We start from the raw sequence: 18,834 nt of genomic DNA, 5'->3' as shown, positions 1-18,834 counted from the left end.
CTTGTCGCAAGGGAAGCGGTGATTGACCTTGGCCCTGACGCAGCCTAACCCTGTGTCGCAAAACAGACGGAGAAACGCCATGTCGCTTGCCCACGGACGGTCCTATCTGGCCATTCCCGGCCCCTCGGTCATGCCGGACCGGGTGCTCAATGCGATGCATGTCGCCGCGCCGAATATCTATGAGGGTGACCTGGTAGAGATGGTAGCGGGGCTTGTGCCCGACCTCAAAGCAGCGGCCCGTACTGACGGACATGTGGCGATATACATCGCCAATGGGCATGGGGCTTGGGAGGCTGCTCTGTCCAACGTTCTGTCCCGTGGCGACAAAGTGCTGGTGCTGGCGACCGGGAGTTTCGGCCACGGATGGGGCGAAATGGCCCGCGCCTTGGGGGCCGAGGTCGAGGTGATGGATTTTGGAAACCGCGCGCCCATCGACATGGGTCAGGTCGAGGCCCGGCTGCGCCAGGACACTGCACGCGATATCCGCGCGGTGATGGCGGTGCATGTGGATACGGCGACCTCGATCCGAAATGACATCGGCGCCCTGCGCAATGCGATGGATGCGGCGGGCCACCCGGCGCTTTTGATGGCCGATTGCATTGCCTCGCTGGGCTGCGACCGGTTTGAAATGGACGATTGGGGCGTCGACGTGATGGTCACGGCGTCGCAAAAGGGGTTGATGACCCCGCCGGGCATGGCCTTCGTCTTTTTCAGCGATATTGCCGCCGAGGCGCGTGAACATGCCGATTGCGTCAGCGCCTATTGGGACTGGAAACCGCGCGCGGCGCCGCAGCATTTTTACCAGTATTTTGGCGGCACTGCGCCCACCCATCACCTGCTGGGCCTGCGTGCCGCCCTGGACCTGATCGCCGAAGAGGGCGGGATGGACGCCGTCTGGGCGCGTCATGACCGGCTGGCCCATGCGATTTGGGCCGCGTTCGACGCCTGGGGCGCGGACGGGCCGCTGGAGCTGAACGTCGCCGACCCGGTGCACCGGTCGCGGGCTGTGACGGCGGTGCGGGTGGGCGCCCCCCATGGCACCGCGCTGCGCGAATGGGTCGAGGCCCGCGCGGGCGTCACCCTGGGCATCGGGCTGGGCATGGCCGATCCCGACGACCCGGCCTGGCATGGCTTTTTCCGAGTCGGTCACATGGGCCACGTGAACGCGCATATGGTGCTGGGCGTCCTGGGGGTGATCGAAGCCGGGCTTCAGGCCATCGACCTGCCGCACGGGACGGGCGGGCTGGCCGCCGCCGCGCGGGTGATCAGCGCGGCTTAACCCTTTCGCGCGACTTCCAGCGCGGCGGGCAGAGCGGCGGCAACCAGGTCCAGTTCCTCGGGCCGTCCCGCCGACAGGCGAATGCAGCGGTCCTGCGGCGCCACGAAGGGCATGCGCACGAAGACATCGCGCGCGATCAGCTGCTCCAACACCGATTTTGCAAAGGCCCCGTCCGCGCCGCAATCGATCGCGACGAAATTGGTGGCGGAGGGCAGGGCGGTCAGGCCGTTCTCTGCCGCGATGGCGCCGATCCGGTCGCGCGCGGCGCCGACTTGGGCGACATTCTGCGCCAGATATGCCTGATCTTCCAAAGCGGCCAAGGCCCCCGCCTGGCTGATCCGGCACATGCCGAAATGATTGCGGATCTTGTTGAAGGCGGTGATCAGCCCCTCGGTCCCGATGCCATAGCCCACCCGCGCGCCGGCCATGCCGTAAGCCTTTGAAAAGGTGCGCATCCGGATGACACGCGGATCATCCGGGACCAATGCAGGCGCGGTGCCGTCGGGGGCAAATTCGACATAGGCCTCGTCCAGTACCAACAGGCAGCCTTCGGGCACCGCATCGATCAAGCGCTGCACCCGCGCCGCGTCGTGCCAGCTGCCCATCGGGTTGTCGGGGTTGGCAAGATACACCAGTTTCGCACCGACCTCGGCGGCCTTCGCCACCAGCGCCTCGGGGTTTTCGTGGTCGCCCGAATAGGGCACGGTCACCAACGCGCCGCCAAAACCCGCAACGTGGTAGTTGAAGGTCGGATAGGCGCCCGCCGAGGTGACGACCTTGTCGCCCGGCCCAACACACAGCCGCACGAGGTAGCCAAGCAGCCCGTCGATGCCTTCGCCCACCATGATGTTTTGTGTTCCCACCCCATGATGGCGCGCCAAAGCCGTGCGCAGATCGTGGTTCTCAGGGTCGCCATACATCCAGACCTCACCCGCTGCCGCCTGCATCGCGGCAATGGCGCTGGGCGCAGGGCCGAAGGTGTTCTCATTCGCCCCAAGGCGCGCGGCAAAGTCACGCCCGCGGGCGCGTTCCTGGGTTTCGGGGCCCACGAAGGGCACAGCGGCGGGAAGGGCATCGGCAAGCGGGGTCAGGCGGGGTCCATGGGTCATGGGGGGAGTTAACCGCCCCGTGCCAGCAGGGGCAAGAGTTGAAATCGCCCGTCGGCGTGCTTACTTGAGAATGGCTCGCAACAACACGAGGAGTCTTTCATGGCCGACCTGAACCGACGCATGTTCCTGGCAAGTGCTGCCGCCGCAACCGCCGCGCGTGGCCTGCCGCAGATCGCGAATGCCCCGCAAGCGCGGCGTATCCTGACGCTGGTCTATGACAAATCGATGGGCATGATGCGCGCGGTGGAACGGGTGGTGTACTGACCCGATCACATCGGTTTTCGGTCCAACCCCATCGCCCGGCGTCGGGCCTCAGCCGTGATGTTATAGCGCATTTCAAGCTTGGCAATCTCGGCCATCTTCGCCTTGCGTGCCTCAGGGGCGTTTTCATGCGCCAAGTCCGCGCGCGCCGCATCCAGAGCTTTTTTCAACTCGATCTCCTGCGGCAGCGCCCCGGCTTCGGCCATGATGCGGTGCCCGACAGCGTCAGCGGGATCAATCAACGCATCACCGGGCCGATGGGGTAAGGGCTTTCCTTCCCCGGCCAATCCGGTCAACTGGCCTTCACGTTCGGCCTTTCGCATGCGTCGTTCGGCCAGGTCACGCCATTTCATCGCAGTTGCTCCACGCGGCAACCATAGCAGCCAACGCGCCGATGTGGCTTGATGTCAGCCCAGGTCCTGAAGCCGCGCGAGCGCCTCGTTCAGCTTCGCTTCTTCTTCCTCGCGGGCGGCAAGGTTGGCGCGGGTCTCCTCGACCACCGCAGCAGGCGCACTTTCGGCGAACTTGGGGTTGTTCAGACGGCCACGCAGGCCCCCCAGCTCTTTCGCCAGCTTGCCCAGGGTCTTTTCAAGTCGGGCCATTTCGGCGTCCACGTCGATGATCTCGGCCAGCGGCAGGGCGAAAGTGCCGCCCCCGACCGGCACGGTGATGCAGCCCTTGGGCAGCTCGGCCATTTCGGTCAGGCTGTCGATCCGCGCCATGCGCTTGATCAGCGTCTCGTTCGCAGTCCAGGCCGCGCGCCCGGCATCGTCCATGTCCTGCATGATCACCGGGATTTTCAGACCGGCGGGCACATGGACCTGTGCGCGGGCGGACCGGATCGCGTCGATCGCGGAGATCACCCAGTTCATTTCACGCACGCTGGCCTCATCGACCAGTTCGGCGCCATAGGTCGGCCAATCGGCGTGCACCAGCATCTTGGCCCGATCCGCGATGTCGCCCCATAGCTGTTCGGTGATGAACGGCATGATCGGGTGCAATAGCACCAGGCATTGATCCAGAACCCAGGCCATGGTGGCGCGGGTTTCCGCAATGATTGCAGGGTCTTCGCTGTTCAAAAGCGGCTTGGAAAACTCAACATACCAGTCGCAAACCTTGCCCCATACGTAGGCGTATAGCCCGTTGGCCGCGTCGTTGAAACGATAGGCGTCCAGCGCCTCGTCCACCATGATCCGCGCCTGCGCCGTTTCGCCGACAATCCATTTGTTCACGGTCTGGGTGACAGCGGCGGGGTCGAAATCGGCGGACGGCTTGCATTCGTTCATCTCAGCAAACCGCGCGGCGTTCCACAGCTTGGTGCCGAAGTTGCGGTAGCCCTTGATGCGCTCTTCGGACAGCTTCAGCACACCGCCGATGGCCGCCATCGAGGCATTGGTGAAGCGCAGTGCGTCTGCGCCGTATTCGTCGATGATCTCCAACGGGTCAATCACGTTGCCCGTGGTTTTCGACATCTTCTTGCCCTTCTCGTCGCGGACAAGCTGGTGCAGATACACGGTGTGGAAGGGGATTTCATCGACCACGGCCAGCTGCATCATCATCATGCGCGCAACCCAGAAGAACAGGATGTCAAAGCCGGTGATCAGCACATCGGTCGAGAAGTATTTCTGCATCTCGTCCGTGTCTTCGGGCCAGCCCAGCGTGCCGATCGGCCACAGACCCGACGAGAACCAGGTGTCGAGCACGTCCTCGTCGCGGGTCAGCGCCTTGCCGCCGGCCATCTCGATCGCCTCGGCCTCGGTCGCCGCGCAATAAGTTTCGCCGTCCGCGTCATACCAAACCGGCACCTGGTGCCCCCACCAGAGCTGACGCGAAATGCACCAGGGCTCGATGTTCTCGAGCCAGTGGTAATAGGTCTTCTCGCCCGATTCCGGGATGATCTTGGTGCGGCCTTCGCGCACCGCGTCCAACGCCGGGCCGACGATCTGGGCCGTGTCGACATACCATTGGTCGGTCAGGTAGGGCTCGATCGCGACCTTCGAGCGGTCGCCGTGCGGGACCATGTGGCGGTCTTCGTCGATCCCGTCGAGCCAGCCGTTGTCCAACGCCTCGGTGACGATGGCGTCGCGGGCTTCATAGCGGTCCTTGTTGTCAAAGCGCACGATGGTGTCGGCCAACATGTCCGCGTCGCAGCCTTCGGCAAAGTCCGCATTGTCGCGCAGGACCATCTGCGCGCGGGTGCCCATCACGTTGATGATGCGCAGGCCGGTGCGTTTGCCCACGTCCCGGTCGTTGAAATCATGCGCCGGGGTGATTTTCACAGCACCCGTGCCTTTTTCCGGGTCAGCATAATCGTCGGCCACAATCGGGATCGAGCGGCCCACCAGCGGCAGCTTCACCGTTTTGCCGATCAGGTGTTGATAGCGTTCGTCATCGGGGTGCACCGCGACGCCGGTATCGCCCAGCATGGTTTCGGGCCGCGTGGTGGCGACAACCAGATAGTCGCGTGTCTCGCGCGCAATCTCAACGCCGTCTTCGTCCTTGGTGATGTGGGTATAGGTCTCGCCGTTCTCCAGCGGATAGCGCAGGCGCCACATCTTGCCGTTCACCTCAATCTGTTCGACTTCGAGGTCGGAGATTGCGGTTTCAAAATGCGGGTCCCAGTTCACAAGGCGTTTGCCCTTGTAGATCAAGCCCTTGTTGTACATCTCAACGAACACCTTGATCACGGCGTCGTGGAAATTAGGGCTGTTTTCATGGCCCGTGCGCGGGTCCCCCGCGGCGCCGGCCATGGTAAAGGCGTTGCGGTCCCAGTCGCAGGAACTGCCAAGACGCTTCAGCTGGTTGACGATCGTGCCGCCGTATTCGCCCTTCCATTCCCAGACCTTCGCCAGGAAGGCCTCGCGCCCCAGTTCACGGCGGGACGGTTGCTGCGTCGCCGCCAGCATCTTTTCGACCTGCAGCTGGGTTGCGATGCCCGCGTGGTCCTGGCCGGGCTGCCACAGCGTGTCGAAGCCGCGCATCCGGTGCCAGCGCACCAAGATGTCTTGCAGCGTGTTGTTGAAGGCATGGCCCACATGCAACGCGCCGGTCACGTTGGGCGGCGGGATCATCACGCAAAAACTTTCGTCACGCGAGGCATTGGCCCCGGCGCGGAAGGCGCCAGCGGCCTCCCATGCGGCATAAATCTCGCCTTCACGGGCGGTGGCGTCGAAGGTTTTTTCCATGGCCATGGCGGATGGCTCCCAGCGTCTCAAAAATACGGTCCGGGGACATGTAGCGAAAGGGCGCGCAAAGGGGAAGGGGCGTGATCCAGTGGTCTGCGCTTGCGCGCAGGCAGGTTTCTGATGGGCGCCCGGCTCAGCCCTTGGCGCGCTGGGCCGCGACCTGGGCGTCTTGCAGCGGCTTGCGGATGCCTGCCCGGATCACGTCAGGGTCATAAGGTGTGCGATTGAACACCTCGCGCACCATCGGCGCGAAAAACTCCAACGGCAGCGTGTCATAGGTCGGGTCAAATGACGCTTGGTCCCAGCGTTCGCAAAACTCGGCGTTGTCGTCGAAATAGGCGTGCCCGCGGTGGCGGTCACGCTTGTGCTGGTCGAAATCGGGCAGGTGGTGGCCGTAGTACAGCATCTGGAAATCGCCATGCGTCTGCACCACCCAGGCGCATTGTTCGCGCACAAAGGGGCGAAGGATTGTGGCCGCGTATTCGTCGTGATTGTAGGGCGCATAGATATCGCCGATATCATGCAGCAGGGCCGCGACGATCCAGTCCACATCCGCCCCGTCGCGCCAGGCCCGCGTGGCCGATTGCACCGAATGCCCCAGCCGGGTGATCTGGTATCCCGACAGGCTCTCGTCCAGCTCCACCAGCGCCTTGAGCAACCTGTCGGCGGTGTGTTTCGTGTGGTCGATCTCATGCGCCGTGAGGAATTCGTATTCCTCTTTGGTGCCATCTTTCATTTGGGTGAACTTGACCTTGTCCATTGTCGATCTCCTGTGTCGCGTCCAGTCTTGGACGTGCCCCCGCGGCTGTCTGGTCGAAAGACGACGCGCGGGGGGTTATCCTAGCCTGTCGATCCGGGTAGACAGATGGATCAAACTTTCCGACGATCTCACCCCATCGATTGCGCCGATCGCATCCAGCGTTTGGTCCAACTCGGCGGTCGATCTGGCGGCCAGTTGCAGTACCATGTCGAACCGGCCCGACGCTGTATGTGCGCTTTCCACCGTTGTCAGGGTTTTAAGCCGGGCCAGAACGGCGGGGGTTGAACGTGGTTCGATCGCGATCAAGACGGTTGCGCGGATCTGATCCCCACGCGCGCCGTCGCCCAGTTTCAGGGCATATCCTGCGATAATGCCACGCTCCTCCAGCCGTTCGATTCGGGCCTGCACGGTCGAGCGTGCCAAGCCCAGCCGGCGGGCAAGGGTGGCAACCGGCATGCGGGCGTTCCCCTCCAGCTGCGCCAACAATTCGCGGTCTGTATCGTCCATTTGGCACCTCTTGTCGTCGTATTGCCCATCTATATGCGACATTTTGTCCAGTTCGCCACTGGAAATCGACGGTGCGGGGCGGAATTCTGGAAAAAACCCCGCGCGAGGAGCAAGACATGAGCAGACATCCTTCGATCTGGCCCACGGCCCTGTCCCACCTGAAATCCGACCGTCCGGACCATCCAGTGCTGTATTTTGCGCCCCAGGCGCTGCAGGACACCGCGTGCCGGTTCCAATCCGGGTTCGACGGGCTGGTGACCTATGCGGTCAAGGCCAACGACGCGCGGGTGGTGCTGGAAAACCTGATTGCGGCCGGGATCACGACCTTCGATGTGGCCAGCCCCGCCGAGATGCGCAAGCTCAGGGCGATCAGCGCGACGGTGGACATGCATTACAACAATCCCGTGCGGTCGCGCGCCGAGATCGCCGAGGCGGCGAAGCTGGGCGTGGTGTCTTATTCTGTCGATGGGATGAGCGAACTGGCCAAGCTGGTCGAGATCGTGCCGCCCGAGGGGGTCGAGGTGACTGTGCGCCTGCGCTTGCCAGTCAAGGGCGCGGCCTATGATTTCGGCGAAAAATTCGGCGAGGACCCTGATGGCGCGGTGAAGCTGCTGCAGGCAGTGGTGGAAGCCGGCTTTACCCCCGCGATGACCTTCCACCCCGGCACGCAATGTGCCGATCCGGCGGCCTGGTCGGTCTATATCGACACCTGCGCGGACGTGGCGAGGCGCGCGGGCGTGTCGCTGACGCGGTTGAATGTGGGCGGTGGGTTTGCCGCCAACCGTGGCGTGGCGCCTGACCTTGAGGCGATCTTCGCCGCGATCCACAGCGCGGTGCGCGACGCGTTCGGCGACACTCGGCCCGGCCTGGTCTGCGAACCCGGCCGCGCAATGGTGGCCGAGGCCTATGCGCTGGCCACGCAGGTCAAATCCCTGCGCGACTGCGGTTCGATCTTCCTGAACGATGGCATCTATGGCGGCTTTGCCGAGGCGCCGCTGATCGGCGTCGTCGACCGGATCACGACGATGAAACCGGACGGCACCGCGCATCAGGCGCCGTTGGTTCCGCGTGTGGTCTATGGACCGACTTGCGACAGCGTCGACCGCTTGCCGGACCCGCTGATGTTGCCCGAAACCCTTGAGGAAGGGGATTACCTGATCTTCGAGGGCATGGGGGCCTATTCCACGGCCACGGTGACGCGGTTCAATGGCTATGGGGCAATCCGGGTGATCACGGTGCAGTCCAACCACGACTGAGGTCAAGGGTCTTCACAGCTTTGAAACCGGGGCGCAGCGCTCTGGACATTGGCGCCCCTGTGCGGGCAGGCTGGTTTGGGACGCGGGGTTTACCCGGAGTTTACCGTGATCGGTCGATGATGGGCCATGATCAAGGAGCGGCAGCAGGTGTTCAGACGTCTCAGGACATGGTTGGCAGGCAAGGTTCGCACCCGGACCGAGCCGCGTCCGGTGCGCGGGCAGGTTGATCATGTGGTGATCCTGGATGGCACCCTGTCGACGCTGGAGCCGGGGGATGAAACCAACGCGGGGCTAACTTACAAACTGTTGTGCGAATGCGCCCCGTCGGCGCGGCTGTCGATCCTGTATGAGGCCGGGATCCAGTGGGAAACCTGGAAACATTCCTGGCACGTGGCGACAGGTGTCGGCATCAACCGCCAAATCCGCCGCGCTTATGGATTTCTCGCCTCCCGCTATCGACCCGGTGACCGGATTTTCCTGCTGGGCTATTCGCGTGGCGCCTTCGCGGTGCGATCGCTGGCAGGGGTGATCGACCAGGTCGGGCTGCTGACCGCCGTACACGCGACTGAACGCAACATCCGTGACGTGTATCGCCATTATCAATGCAGCCCCAACAGCGATGCGGCGGCGGTGTTCGCCAAAAGCTATTGCCACGCCGAAGCGCCGATCGAGATGGTCGGCGTGTGGGACACGGTGAAAGCGCTGGGCTTGCGATGGCCGCTGGTCTGGCGCCTGTTTGAACCGCAACACCGGTTCCATTCGACCCATCTGGGCGGATCGATCCACCATGGCTATCACGCCCTGGCGCTGGACGAGACGCGTGAGGCGTTTGAACCTGTACTGTGGGCCTGTGATCCGGGGTTCACCGGGCGGGTCGAACAGGTCTGGTTTCGCGGCGCCCATGGCGACATCGGCGGGCAGCTGGGCGGCTTTGACGCGGCGCGCCCGCTGTCGAACATTCCGCTGGTCTGGATGCTGGGCAAGATGGAGGGCTGCGGCGTGGCCCTGCCGCCAGGTTGGCGCGCAGGTTTTCCTTGCAACCCTGGCGCGCCATCGGTCGGCACGCTGCGCGGCTGGGGCAAGATGTTCGTCCATCGTCGCAAGCGGCGGGTTGGTGGCGACCCCTCGGAGCGGTTGTTCAGCGCACGCCCGGTCAGCCCAGTCTCATGACGATGCAGGTGGTCGATCCTGTGGCGTAAAGCTTGCCGTCTTCAACCCCGCGAATTTCCCCGTTGGCCACGCCGGTCGACCGCCCGGTGTGCTGCGACTGGCCCACCGCTTCGATCTGGGTGCCAAGCTTGATCGGGCGAATGATATTCACCTTGAATTCCAACGTGGTATAGACCGCGCCCTTTGGCACCAACGTCATCACCGCGCAGGCCATGCAGCTGTCCAGAAGCGTGCCATACCAGCCCCCATGTACCGTGCCCATCGGGTTGGTGTGGTCGAACTCCGGCGTACCGCGAAACGCCACGCGCCCGTCCTCCACCGCGTGCAGGCGGTAGTTCAGAACCTGGCTGATCGGCGGGGCGGGCAGGTGGCCGTCCAGAATGCCTTGCATGAAGTCCAAACCGGACATTGACAGGATTTGTTCTTGGTTCAAAAGCTCGGTTGGGGATTTGGCTACAAACATCGGTGCGCTCCTGTGGGTGCGCTCAAATTAGAGCGCAACCGGATCAGGGCAAGTGTTACGTCGGGTATCGAACAGGTGTGGTATTCAAAGCCTTCAGGTCATTACGCCACGTCGCGCAGGGTTGTCCCGGCGGTGATCCCCAGCGCATGCGCCACTTCGCGCGTCAGCGCCGGTTTGTTCAGCGTATAAAAGTGCAGGTCGTCCACCCCGCCCTCGATCAGGTCGGAACACAGTTCGGTGCACAGCGCGGTGGACAGCAGGTCCTCGCGCCCGTCCCGCGCAGCCTTGGCGAACGCATCGTCCAGCCAAGCGGGTACTTGCGTGCCGCAGCGGATGGCAAATTTTCGCACCCCGGTCCAGTTCTCGATTGGCAGAATGCCGGGAATGATCGGCACGTCGATCCCCGCCGCCACGCAGGCGTCGCGGAAGCGAAAGAAGGTGTCAGCTTCGAAAAAGAACTGCGTGATCGCCGATCTCGCGCCGGCCTCGACTTTTCGCTTCAGCCAAGCCACGTCGGCGGCCATATCGCACGCTTCGGGGTGCCGGTCGGGATAGGCGCCAACGCGGATGTGAAAATCGCCGGTTTCAGACAATGCCTCGATCAGCTCGACTGAGTTTGCAAAACCCTGGGGGTGCGGCTGGAAGGCGCTGGCCCCCTTGGGCGGGTCGCCCCGTAGCGCCACGATCTCGCGCACCCCGGCCTTGTGGTAGCTTTGCGCGATCTCCAACGTCTCGGCGCGGGTGGCATCGACGCAGGTCAGGTGCGCGGCGACATTCAGCCCATAATGCCGGTGGATTGTGCCCACTGCCTCATGCGTCAGGTCGCGCGTTGTACCCCCAGCGCCGTAGGTCACGGATGCAAACGAGGGCGCCAGCGGGGCAAGTTCGCGCACCGTGTCCCAAAGCCGGAACGAGGCCTCAAGCGATTGCGGCGGGAAGAATTCGAAAGAGATATTGGGCGTTTTCATCGGACAGACCTTGGTTGCTTGACGCGCTTATGCCCGGCGCTATGTTGTGAGGCAAATTCATAATACTCACAAAGATCATGAGGATTACGCATGTATCTGGAATTTCGCCACCTGCGCACGATCCGCGCGATCCACGAAGCCGGCGGGCTCGCACGGGCCGCCGACATGCTGCACATCACGCAATCGGCGCTGTCACACCAGGTGAAGGGGCTTGAGGCGCAGGTGGGCCTGGAGCTGTTCCACAGGCGCACAAAACCGATGAAATTGTCCCCCGCAGGGCTGAGGCTCCTGCGCCTTGCTGAACGCATTCTGCCGGAGATCGCCGCTGTCGAGGAAGAGTTCCGCGCGCTCAAATCGGGTCGGTCAGGGCGCATGCATATCGCCATCGAATGCCATGCCTGCTTCGACTGGCTTTTGCCGGTGCTGGATGGCTTTCGCCATGCCTGGCCCGAGGTCGACGTGGACATCCGCCTGCGCCTGGCCTTCGACGCGATCGAGGCGCTTCGGCGCGAAGAGGTCGATTTTGTCGTTTCGTCGGACCCGGTCGACCTGCCGGGTGTGCAGTTCACGCCGCTGTTCGACTACGAACCCCGCTTTGTCGCGGCGCGGGGGCATCGCCTGGCAGGCCGGTCCTTTGTCGAAGCCAAGGATTTTGCCGACGAGCTTTTGATCACCTACCCGGTGGAACGCGCCAAGCTGGATATTTTCAGCGGGCTTCTGACCCCTGAACGGGTCGAGCCGCGCGGTCTGCGTCAGGTGGAACTGACCGAGGTCATCTTGATGCTGGTCGCCTCTAACCGGGGTGTCACGGTGTTGCCCGACTGGGTGCTGCGCGACGTGAAGGATCACCCGGATTACGTCACCTTGCCGATCACCAAGGGGGGGCTGTCCAAACGCATGTATGCCGCGACGCGGGACGAAGACAGCCTGAAGCCCTATGTTGCCCACATGATGCGGCTGGCGCGCACCGAACCGGTTAAGCTCCAACGCGCGTGAAGGCTTGGCAAGCGGGCACAGGGGGCGTATACGCGCGGCCTGAACAACTGGAGCCGTCCGATGCAAGGCAGTGCAAACCTGAACGTGATGATCAAGGCCGCCCGCGCCGCGGGGCGCAGCCTGGTCAAGGATTTCCGCGAAGTCGAGAACCTTCAGGTCTCGGTCAAAGGCGCGGGGGACTTCGTGTCGCGCGCCGACCTGGCGGCGGAAGAGATCATCCGCGAAGCGTTGACCGAAGCGCGGCCGAACTATGGTTTTCTGGGCGAAGAGGGCGGCGAAGTCGCCGGCAAAGACCCAACGCGTCGTTGGATCGTTGACCCGCTGGATGGCACCACCAATTATCTGCACGGCCTGCCGCATTGGGCGGTTTCCATCGCGCTGGAGCACAAGGGCGAGATCATCGCCGGTGTCGTGTTCGACGCGGCCAAGGACGAAATGTTTTATGCAGAAAAGGGCGCGGGTGCCTGGTTGAACGAAAGCCGCCTTCGAGTTTCAGGTCGGTCGCGGATGATTGAAGCGATCTTTGCCACCGGGTTGCCGTTCGGCGGCCGCTCGGACCTGCCTGCGACGCTGCAGGATCTGGCGCGTCTAATGCCGACCTGCGCCGGGGTGCGTCGTTGGGGCGCTGCCTCCCTCGACCTCGCCTATGTGGCCGCGGGTCGTTACGACGGGTTCTGGGAACGCCGCCTTCACGCCTGGGATATGGCGGCAGGCATGGTGATCCTGAAAGAAGCGGGCGGATTGGTTGAGCCACTGAACCCGGATGGGAATATTCTGGCAGACGGTGAGATTGTTGCGGCGAACGAACCAATTTTCGGAAAATTCGCGAATATCATCCGAGACGTTTGAAAACTCCGTGAAAGCGGCACGTGCCTGCCCCTGTTTCGCCGCAATCTCGGTTTAAAACAGGGGTATGAAACGCTTTGCCAACCTCCTAAGAACCGCGCCTTTGTTCTTCCATGACGAAGAAGGCGCCGTAACCGTGGACTGGATCGTCCTGGCCGCCGCAGTTGTCTTTCTGGGTATGGGATCGGCGTTCGTCGTTGCCAGCAGTGTGCCTCAGGTGGCAAATGATGTTGGCGCCGATATGGAAGAAATGGGCATCCGCACCTACTGATCTTTTGAGTGGTTGCGACCATCGCCCCAAGGGATATTCCCCAGTTTCGTGACGTCCACACCTTTGATGCAAGCAGCATTAACCCCACATTCTGACGGGTCAGATCGCCGTTGGTGATGGGTTGAAATACCACAAATCGAACAAAACCAGTGTTTCGCGGTGTTTGTGTTGAATTGGTAGAGCGACAGCTTGTCAGCACCTTGCACAATTCGAACATCGGCTGTCGGTGCGGTCACCGCGATGGTGCCGCGCCGGGCGCAATAGGAACAATTGCAGCGCCGGGCGGTGCTTAGCCCATCGGTCAGTGTGAACTGCAGTTTGACCGCACCGCAATGGCAGGTGGAGCGATGGGATCGCGTCATTTTGGTCGTCTCACTTTCGGGATCGGGCTTTGCGCCAATTTCCAGCGCATTTCGGGGTGGTCCGGGTGGCCGCGTGTGCGTCGCCAAAAGTCAGGCCCGCCTTCGCGCAACCATTTTGGCAGCACCCACAGGAACCCGACGATGAAACCACCGGCATGGGCCCAATAGGCCACGCCGCCTTCGGCACCCAGGCTGGCAGCGCCATTGAACACCTGTAGCCCGAACCACAGCGCCAGCATCACCCAGGCCGGCACCGGGAAGATCTTGAAAAAGACGATGAAGATGAACAGAACATCGACCCGCGCGCGTGGAAACAACAGCAGATAGCCCCCCATCACCCCGGCAATCGCCCCCGAGGCGCCGATCATCGGCACCATCGTTTCCGGGTCGGGCAGGATCTGCAGGATGGCCGCGCCAATGCCCGAGACAAGGTAGAAGATGGCAAAGCCGACATGGCCCAGCTCATCCTCCATATTGTCGCCAAAGATCCACAAAAACAGCATGTTCCCTGCCAGATGCAGCCACCCGCCGTGCAGGAACATCGAGGTGACGAAGCCCGACAACCCATCGCCATGCAGCACCTTGTAGCCGACCAGGCCCCAGTCGAAATAGAACTGCCCCAAGACGCGTTCGTCGCCCATCATCGGCCACATCGCGAGGAAGATGCCGATATTGGCAACCAACAGCGCGTAGGTCACGTAAGGCGTGCGTTCAGACGGGTTGTGGTCGCGCAAAGGGAACATGACGTGACCTCACCCGAATGCAGGGTTCAGGTCAAGCCGAGCTGGCCGCCAGAAGCTCGGCGTTGCCCCCCGACGCGGTGGTGTCGACGCAGAGATGACGCTCCTGACGCACATGTTCCGGCGTGGCCGGGCCAGTCAGAAGCGGCAGGATGGCCCCCGGTCGGGCGGCCAAGGCCTGTGCAATCGCGCGGGCCGTGCCATCGTCGCCCCACCAGATCACCCCGCCGATGCCTTGCAGGGTTTCGAGGTGATGTGGGGGCAGGCGATCAGCGATCACGGCCTGTCCGCCCGCAGCCTCGACCTGCGATTTCTGTCGCTGCGCCGCAGTCCCCGGACCCAGGCACAGGAACGGTGCGCGGGCGTGGGTGGTCAGGCGGTTCAGCTCTCCGGTTGGTCCGGGCAAAACCTCGGCTGACAGGCGCACGGGCACAGGCGGTAGAGCAACCAGCGCCTGCATCACGTCGGTCAGATCACTGCGCGGGGTGTTCGTTTCGGGTGCACGCTCGCGCGGTTCGGCACAGAAACGCGACAGATACATCGGTCCGCCTGCCTTGGGTCCGGTGCCGGAAAGTCCCTCTCCTCCAAAGGGTTGAGAGCCGACCACCGCACCGATCTGGTTACGGTTCACATAGAGGTTGCCGACCCTAAGTCGGTCCGCAACATGTTGCACCCGGTCGTCGATCCGCGTGTGCAGGCCGAAGGTCAGGCCATATCCACGCGCGTTGATATCGTCGATCACACGGTCCAGATCCTGTGACCGGAAACGGGCGACATGCAGGACAGGGCCAAAGACCTCGCGCCCCAGATCGTTGATGCCGGACACTGCGACGGCCGTTGGTGGGATGAAAAACCCTGCCGCGGGCACCGGGGTCTGGGCGATCACCTCTGCCTGGGCGATATAGGCGGTAATCTCGTCGCGCGCCTGTGCGTCGATCACCGGGCCAAGGTCCGTGCTCAGGTCCCAGGGCGTGCCTGGACGCAGCTCGGCCATCGCGCCCTTGAGCATGTCGAGGAAGCCGTTGGCGATGTCATCCTGCAGGTAAAGACAGCGCAGCGCCGAACAGCGCTGTCCGGCAGATTGAAAGGCGGAGGCGATGATATCGGCCACGGCCTGTTCCGGCAGGGCGGTCGAATCGACGATCATCGCGTTCAAGCCGCCGGTTTCGGCGATCAAAGGCGCCTCGGGCGACAGGTGATCGGCCATGGCGCGGCGGATGATCTGGGCGGTGTCGGTGGAGCCGGTGAAGGCCACGCCGCCAATCCGCGCGTCCGAGGTCAGCGCAGCCCCCACCGTCGTACCATCGCCGGGCAGAAGCTGCAAAACCCCACGCGGCACGCCAGCCTCATGCAGCAGCGTCACGGCCTCATGGGCGATCAGGCCCGTCTGTTCGGCAGGCTTTGCCAGCACACCGTTGCCCGCCGCCAAGGCCCCCGCGATCTGGCCAGTGAAGATGGCCAGCGGGAAGTTCCAAGGTGAAATGCAGCAGAAGAGGCCACGGGCAGGGGCGGTCAACCCTTCGGCCTGAGAGGCGTAATAGCGCAGGAAATCAACGGCTTCACGCAGCTCTCCCACGGCGTCCAACTGGGTTTTCCCGGCCTCTCGCGCCAAAAGCGCGAAGAGTGGCCCCAGATGCGCTTCATAGAGGTCCGCCGCCCGGTTCAGCGCTGCGGCGCGGTCGGCGGGTGGGGCGTCCCAAGCCTGAGCGCCAGCCAACGCCGTTTCCACATCCGCCGCGCTGGCCGGGATCAATTTTCCGACGATGTCGCCGGGATCGGCGGGGTTTGTGACCGTCCAGGCCGGCCCGCCCTCAACCGAACCTGCAATCAGTGGTGCGGCGCTGAAAGTCGCCGTCTTCCACGGGTCGCGCGCGGTGTCGATCAGGTGCAGATGTGGCGGATGGGTCAGGTCATGCCCGGTGGAGTTGCGGCGTTCAGGCGCGAACAGCGCGGGGCCGGTGGGGATCGGATGTGCGGCCTGATCAAGGGCAGCGAACGGGTCGGCGGCGACGATCTCGGGCGCCACGTCTTCGTCCACGATCTGGTTGACGAAGCTGGAGTTCGCGCCGTTTTCAAGAAGCCGGCGCACGAGATAGGCCAGCAAATCCTGATGCGCCCCCACCGGGGCATAGATGCGGCACCGGGTGGAGTGGTCGGCCTTCACGATGTCATGCAGCCGTTCGCCCATGCCATGCAGGCGCTGAAACTCGAAGGCGCCCAGATCAGGCGCCATGTCCAGGATCGCGGCGACCGTGTGGGCGTTGTGGGTGGCAAATTGCGGATAGATCCGGTCGGTCATTCCCAACAGTTTGCGTGCATTGGCGATATAGCTGACGTCGGTCGCGGCTTTCGTGGTGAAAACCGGGAAGGCCTCCAAGCCCTCGACCTGCGCGCGCTTGATTTCGCTGTCCCAATAGGCGCCTTTGACCAGCCGCACCATGATGCGCCGGTCCAGCCGTGCGGCCAGCGCATGAAGGAAATCGATCACCGCGCCGGCGCGTTGCCCAAAGGCCTGCACCACAACGCCGAACCCCTCCCATCCCGCCAGAGCGGGCGCTGAAAGCACCGCCTCGATCACGTCCAGCGAGAGGTGCAGGCGGTCGGCCTCTTCCGCGTCGATGTTCAGCCCCATGCCGGCGGATTTCGCCAGCTGGGCCAGGGCCGCGACACGGGGCACAAGCTCGGCCATCACCCGGTCGCGTTGCCCGAATTCATATCGCGGATGCAGCGCTGACAGCTTCACCGAAATGCCGGGATTGTCTCGGATATCGTCCGAGGTGCAATTCGCGGCAATCTCGGAAATCGCGTTGGCATAGGCCATCTGATAGCGCCGCGCATCCGCGTCGGTGCGGGCCGCTTCGCCCAGCATGTCGAAGGAATAAGTATAGCCCTTTTCTTCCATCCCGGCGCCGCGTTTCATCGCTTTTTCAATGTCTTCGCCCAGAACGAACTGCGCGCCCATCTCTTTCATCGCACGCGCGGTGGCGGTGCGGATGACCGGTTCACCCAGCCGCTTTACCGCGCCGCGAAGGGTGCCCAGGATACCGGGTTCCGCCTCTTCCAGAACCTTGCCCGTCAGCATCAAGGCCCAGGTCGACGCATTCACCAGCGCCGAGGTTGATTGGCCTTGATGGCGGCTCCAGTCCGACGGCGCGATCTTGTCTTCGATCAACGCGTCGATCGTGTCACCGTCGGGCACACGCAACAGCGCTTCGGCCAGGCACATCAGCGCGATGCCTTCGTCGGTGGACAGGCCATATTCGGCCAGAAAGACCTCCATCAGACCGGGGTCGGCGCTGGCGCGAATGGCGCGAACCAACTCGGCGCCACGGGCAGCGATGCGGGCGCGGTCTGCGTCGCTCAGATCAGCCTGCGCAATCAGGGCGGCCACGCGCTCGTGTTCGGGCGCATACATCAGCGCGTCGATAATCAGGCGATGGGTCTCGGACATGAAGGCCTCCGGGTCAAGTGATCTGGAATTGCCCCATGATACCGCTTGATCACTGGGCGTATTTCCTGTTTTTCTACACTCAGCGGGCGAAGTGCCCGTGTTTTATGGAATAGGCGGGTCAATGGGTGAGTTTCGGTTGGATCGACACGACGAAGTGATTCTAGAGGTTCTGACCGCCGAAGGCAGATTGTCCCTGACGGACCTGGCCCGCCGCATTGGTCTGTCGAAAAGCCCGACGCAGGCACGGGTTAAGCGGCTTGAACAGGCGGGCGTCATCACCGGGTATCGCGCCTTGGTCGATCCGATCCGCATCGGGCGCGAACACGTCGCCTTTGTCGAGGTCAAGCTGTCGGATACGCGTGAAGCGGCGCTTAGGGCCTTCAACGAAGGCGTGGTGAAGATCCCCGAGGTCGAGGAATGCCACATGTTGGCCGCCGAGTTCGACTACCTTCTGAAAATCCGCTGCCGCGACATGCGGGATTATCGCCGGGTACTAGGCGAATCGATCTCGGCGTTACCCCACGTCGCGCATTCGACGACCCATGTGGCAATGCAGGCGGTGAAAGACGACCTCGCAGGCATGTGAATTGACCTGTGGGGCAGGGGTGGCAGAATGGCCCCATGCGATACCTTCTTTTCCTCTTGGCGGGCCCGGCTTTTGCAGAATGCCCCATGCCCCGCGATGTCACCGCGTCGTTGGAGGCGTTGATTTCTGAAGTGCAAACCGCGCAATCCGACCACGACGCGCGGGTTGTGACGGGGCAGATGTGGGATCTGTGGACCGCCGCACCAGATGAAAAGGCGCAGGCCTTGTTGGAGACGGGGCGCGAGGAGTTGCGCCATTCGGATTTTGCGGTCGCCGAGGCAACGTTTTCCGAGTTGATCGCCTATTGCCCGAATTATGCCGAGGGCTACAACCAACGGGCCTTTTCGCATTTTCTGCGCGGCAATTTCGCAGCCGCCCTGCCGGATCTTGAAGCTGCATTGGAACGCTCGCCGCTGCATTTGGCAGCAATGGCAGGCAGATTTCTGACCCTGCGCGGCCTGGGGCGCGAGGCAGAGGCGCAGGCGACCCTGCGACAGGCGCTGGCGCTAAATCCCTGGCTGCCAGAGCGTGCTTTTCTGACCCCAATTCCCGGTCAGGAGCTCTAGACACTCGTCCCCCACACGCTATTGTCGCGCGGCCTACAGGTGCACCATCGCAGCGCCA

The 18,834-nt window shown here is 63.3% G+C and carries 19 protein-coding genes; 9 read left to right on the top strand and 10 right to left on the bottom strand.

The window, feature by feature from the left end; translation table 11 throughout:
• Nucleotides 1–79 precede the first annotated feature (79 nt).
• Nucleotides 80–1,279, top strand: a complete 1,200-nt coding sequence (locus MN188_RS06590) for a pyridoxal-phosphate-dependent aminotransferase family protein (RefSeq protein WP_242106787.1) — start codon at nucleotides 80–82, stop codon at nucleotides 1,277–1,279.
• Here MN188_RS06590 and MN188_RS06585 read toward each other — a convergent pair.
• Nucleotides 1,276–2,388: a pyridoxal phosphate-dependent aminotransferase gene (locus MN188_RS06585; protein WP_242106786.1), complete on the bottom strand. Its 1,113-nt coding sequence runs from the start codon at nucleotides 2,386–2,388 to the stop codon at nucleotides 1,276–1,278. The two genes, MN188_RS06590 and MN188_RS06585, sit on opposite strands and share 4 nt — an antisense overlap.
• Before the next feature lie 99 nt (nucleotides 2,389–2,487).
• On the opposite strand from MN188_RS06585, the gene MN188_RS06580 reads away from it, so the two are divergent.
• Nucleotides 2,488–2,652 carry a Tat pathway signal protein gene (locus MN188_RS06580; protein ID WP_242106785.1) on the top strand — a complete coding sequence of 55 codons (165 nt, stop codon included), beginning with the start codon at nucleotides 2,488–2,490 and terminating at the stop codon, nucleotides 2,650–2,652.
• A 5-nt stretch (nucleotides 2,653–2,657) separates the two neighbouring features.
• Here MN188_RS06580 and MN188_RS06575 read toward each other — a convergent pair whose 3' ends face one another.
• From MN188_RS06575 to MN188_RS06560, 4 genes are all read right to left on the bottom strand, one after another.
• Entirely contained in the window at nucleotides 2,658–3,002 is a 345-nt protein-coding gene (locus tag MN188_RS06575) for a DnaJ family domain-containing protein (protein ID WP_242106784.1), read from the bottom strand.
• Nucleotides 3,003–3,056: 54 nt separating this feature from the next.
• Nucleotides 3,057–5,840, bottom strand: coding sequence for a valine--tRNA ligase (locus MN188_RS06570; RefSeq protein ID WP_242106783.1), 2,784 nt, complete (start codon nucleotides 5,838–5,840; stop codon nucleotides 3,057–3,059).
• 127 nt (nucleotides 5,841–5,967) lie between these two features.
• Nucleotides 5,968–6,594, bottom strand: coding sequence for an HD domain-containing protein (locus MN188_RS06565; protein WP_242106782.1), 627 nt, complete (start codon nucleotides 6,592–6,594; stop codon nucleotides 5,968–5,970).
• Nucleotides 6,595–6,669: 75 nt separating this feature from the next.
• Entirely contained in the window at nucleotides 6,670–7,101 is a 432-nt protein-coding gene (locus MN188_RS06560) for an Lrp/AsnC family transcriptional regulator (RefSeq protein WP_242106781.1), read from the bottom strand.
• Nucleotides 7,102–7,217: 116 nt separating this feature from the next.
• On the opposite strand from MN188_RS06560, the gene MN188_RS06555 reads away from it, so the two are divergent.
• Complete coding sequence (locus tag MN188_RS06555; protein WP_242106780.1) at nucleotides 7,218–8,357, top strand: type III PLP-dependent enzyme; 1,140 nt, start codon at nucleotides 7,218–7,220, stop codon at nucleotides 8,355–8,357.
• Nucleotides 8,358–8,483: 126 nt separating this feature from the next.
• The gene (locus tag MN188_RS06550; protein WP_242106779.1) at nucleotides 8,484–9,527 is read left to right on the top strand and encodes a DUF2235 domain-containing protein; all 1,044 of its coding nucleotides are present in this window, start codon (nucleotides 8,484–8,486) and stop codon (nucleotides 9,525–9,527) included.
• On the opposite strand, the gene MN188_RS06545 is transcribed toward MN188_RS06550, so the two are convergent.
• A complete protein-coding gene (locus tag MN188_RS06545; RefSeq protein WP_242106778.1) occupies nucleotides 9,511–9,990 on the bottom strand; it encodes a PaaI family thioesterase in 480 nt (159 codons plus the stop codon). The two genes, MN188_RS06550 and MN188_RS06545, sit on opposite strands and share 17 nt — an antisense overlap.
• Nucleotides 9,991–10,091: 101 nt before the next feature.
• Nucleotides 10,092–10,958 (bottom strand): methylenetetrahydrofolate reductase [NAD(P)H], encoded by an 867-nt coding sequence (gene metF / locus MN188_RS06540; RefSeq protein WP_242106777.1) that lies wholly within the window; start codon nucleotides 10,956–10,958, stop codon nucleotides 10,092–10,094.
• Nucleotides 10,959–11,048: 90 nt separating this feature from the next.
• Here metF and MN188_RS06535 point away from each other — a divergent pair, with 90 nt between their 5' ends.
• The 3 genes from MN188_RS06535 to MN188_RS06525 all read left to right on the top strand — a co-directional run bounded on the left by MN188_RS06535 (nucleotide 11,049) and on the right by MN188_RS06525 (nucleotide 13,071).
• Entirely contained in the window at nucleotides 11,049–11,954 is a 906-nt protein-coding gene (locus MN188_RS06535) for a LysR family transcriptional regulator (protein ID WP_242106776.1), read from the top strand.
• Between the two features lie 60 nt (nucleotides 11,955–12,014).
• Nucleotides 12,015–12,803 (top strand): inositol monophosphatase family protein, encoded by a 789-nt coding sequence (locus MN188_RS06530; RefSeq protein ID WP_242106775.1) that lies wholly within the window; start codon nucleotides 12,015–12,017, stop codon nucleotides 12,801–12,803.
• A gap of 64 nt (nucleotides 12,804–12,867) precedes the next feature.
• Nucleotides 12,868–13,071, top strand: coding sequence for a hypothetical protein (locus tag MN188_RS06525; RefSeq protein ID WP_242106774.1), 204 nt, complete (start codon nucleotides 12,868–12,870; stop codon nucleotides 13,069–13,071).
• Here the strand turns inward: MN188_RS06525 and MN188_RS06520 are convergent.
• Genes MN188_RS06520 through putA form a run of 3 tightly spaced genes read right to left on the bottom strand, consistent with a single transcriptional unit; the run spans nucleotide 13,065 to nucleotide 17,624 of the window.
• Nucleotides 13,065–13,433 carry a GFA family protein gene (locus tag MN188_RS06520; protein WP_242106773.1) on the bottom strand — a complete coding sequence of 123 codons (369 nt, stop codon included), beginning with the start codon at nucleotides 13,431–13,433 and terminating at the stop codon, nucleotides 13,065–13,067. The genes MN188_RS06525 and MN188_RS06520 overlap by 7 nt on opposite strands.
• The gene (locus tag MN188_RS06515) at nucleotides 13,430–14,176 is read right to left on the bottom strand and encodes a rhomboid family intramembrane serine protease (RefSeq protein ID WP_242106772.1); all 747 of its coding nucleotides are present in this window, start codon (nucleotides 14,174–14,176) and stop codon (nucleotides 13,430–13,432) included. Before MN188_RS06515 ends, MN188_RS06520 begins: the two co-directional genes overlap by 4 nt.
• 31 nt (nucleotides 14,177–14,207) lie before the next feature.
• Nucleotides 14,208–17,624, bottom strand: coding sequence for a bifunctional proline dehydrogenase/L-glutamate gamma-semialdehyde dehydrogenase PutA (gene putA, locus MN188_RS06510; protein WP_242106771.1), 3,417 nt, complete (start codon nucleotides 17,622–17,624; stop codon nucleotides 14,208–14,210).
• A gap of 121 nt (nucleotides 17,625–17,745) precedes the next feature.
• Between putA and MN188_RS06505 the strand changes: the two genes are divergently transcribed.
• Both MN188_RS06505 and MN188_RS06500 read left to right on the top strand, forming a co-directional pair.
• Entirely contained in the window at nucleotides 17,746–18,210 is a 465-nt protein-coding gene (locus MN188_RS06505) for an Lrp/AsnC family transcriptional regulator (RefSeq protein ID WP_242106770.1), read from the top strand.
• Nucleotides 18,211–18,296: 86 nt separating this feature from the next.
• Nucleotides 18,297–18,776 (top strand): tetratricopeptide repeat protein, encoded by a 480-nt coding sequence (locus tag MN188_RS06500; protein WP_242106769.1) that lies wholly within the window; start codon nucleotides 18,297–18,299, stop codon nucleotides 18,774–18,776.
• Nucleotides 18,777–18,834: the final 58 nt, after the last annotated feature.

Origin of the sequence: Aliiroseovarius subalbicans, assembly GCF_022678625.1 — a bacterium.
In the GTDB taxonomy this organism is placed as follows: Bacteria; Pseudomonadota; Alphaproteobacteria; order Rhodobacterales; family Rhodobacteraceae; genus Aliiroseovarius_A; species Aliiroseovarius_A subalbicans.
Note: the sequence above shows the minus strand (reverse complement) of the source record. Positions and strands in the feature narration are given on the sequence as shown.

Bases quoted from the DNA above. Each gene is read 5' to 3' on its own strand.
- MN188_RS06590 (WP_242106787.1), top strand. From the start codon at position 80: ATGTCGCTTGCCCACGGACGGTCCTATCTGGCCATTCCCGGCCCCTCG.
- MN188_RS06585 (WP_242106786.1), bottom strand. From the start codon at position 2,388: ATGACCCATGGACCCCGCCTGACCCCGCTTGCCGATGCCCTTCCCGCC.
- MN188_RS06580 (WP_242106785.1), top strand. From the start codon at position 2,488: ATGGCCGACCTGAACCGACGCATGTTCCTGGCAAGTGCTGCCGCCGCA.
- MN188_RS06575 (WP_242106784.1), bottom strand. From the start codon at position 3,002: ATGAAATGGCGTGACCTGGCCGAACGACGCATGCGAAAGGCCGAACGT.
- MN188_RS06570 (WP_242106783.1), bottom strand. From the start codon at position 5,840: ATGGCCATGGAAAAAACCTTCGACGCCACCGCCCGTGAAGGCGAGATT.
- MN188_RS06565 (WP_242106782.1), bottom strand. From the start codon at position 6,594: ATGGACAAGGTCAAGTTCACCCAAATGAAAGATGGCACCAAAGAGGAA.
- MN188_RS06560 (WP_242106781.1), bottom strand. From the start codon at position 7,101: ATGGACGATACAGACCGCGAATTGTTGGCGCAGCTGGAGGGGAACGCC.
- MN188_RS06555 (WP_242106780.1), top strand. From the start codon at position 7,218: ATGAGCAGACATCCTTCGATCTGGCCCACGGCCCTGTCCCACCTGAAA.
- MN188_RS06550 (WP_242106779.1), top strand. From the start codon at position 8,484: ATGATCAAGGAGCGGCAGCAGGTGTTCAGACGTCTCAGGACATGGTTG.
- MN188_RS06545 (WP_242106778.1), bottom strand. From the start codon at position 9,990: ATGTTTGTAGCCAAATCCCCAACCGAGCTTTTGAACCAAGAACAAATC.
- metF (WP_242106777.1), bottom strand. From the start codon at position 10,958: ATGAAAACGCCCAATATCTCTTTCGAATTCTTCCCGCCGCAATCGCTT.
- MN188_RS06535 (WP_242106776.1), top strand. From the start codon at position 11,049: ATGTATCTGGAATTTCGCCACCTGCGCACGATCCGCGCGATCCACGAA.
- MN188_RS06530 (WP_242106775.1), top strand. From the start codon at position 12,015: ATGCAAGGCAGTGCAAACCTGAACGTGATGATCAAGGCCGCCCGCGCC.
- MN188_RS06525 (WP_242106774.1), top strand. From the start codon at position 12,868: ATGAAACGCTTTGCCAACCTCCTAAGAACCGCGCCTTTGTTCTTCCAT.
- MN188_RS06520 (WP_242106773.1), bottom strand. From the start codon at position 13,433: ATGACGCGATCCCATCGCTCCACCTGCCATTGCGGTGCGGTCAAACTG.
- MN188_RS06515 (WP_242106772.1), bottom strand. From the start codon at position 14,176: ATGTTCCCTTTGCGCGACCACAACCCGTCTGAACGCACGCCTTACGTG.
- putA (WP_242106771.1), bottom strand. From the start codon at position 17,624: ATGTCCGAGACCCATCGCCTGATTATCGACGCGCTGATGTATGCGCCC.
- MN188_RS06505 (WP_242106770.1), top strand. From the start codon at position 17,746: ATGGGTGAGTTTCGGTTGGATCGACACGACGAAGTGATTCTAGAGGTT.
- MN188_RS06500 (WP_242106769.1), top strand. From the start codon at position 18,297: ATGCCCCGCGATGTCACCGCGTCGTTGGAGGCGTTGATTTCTGAAGTG.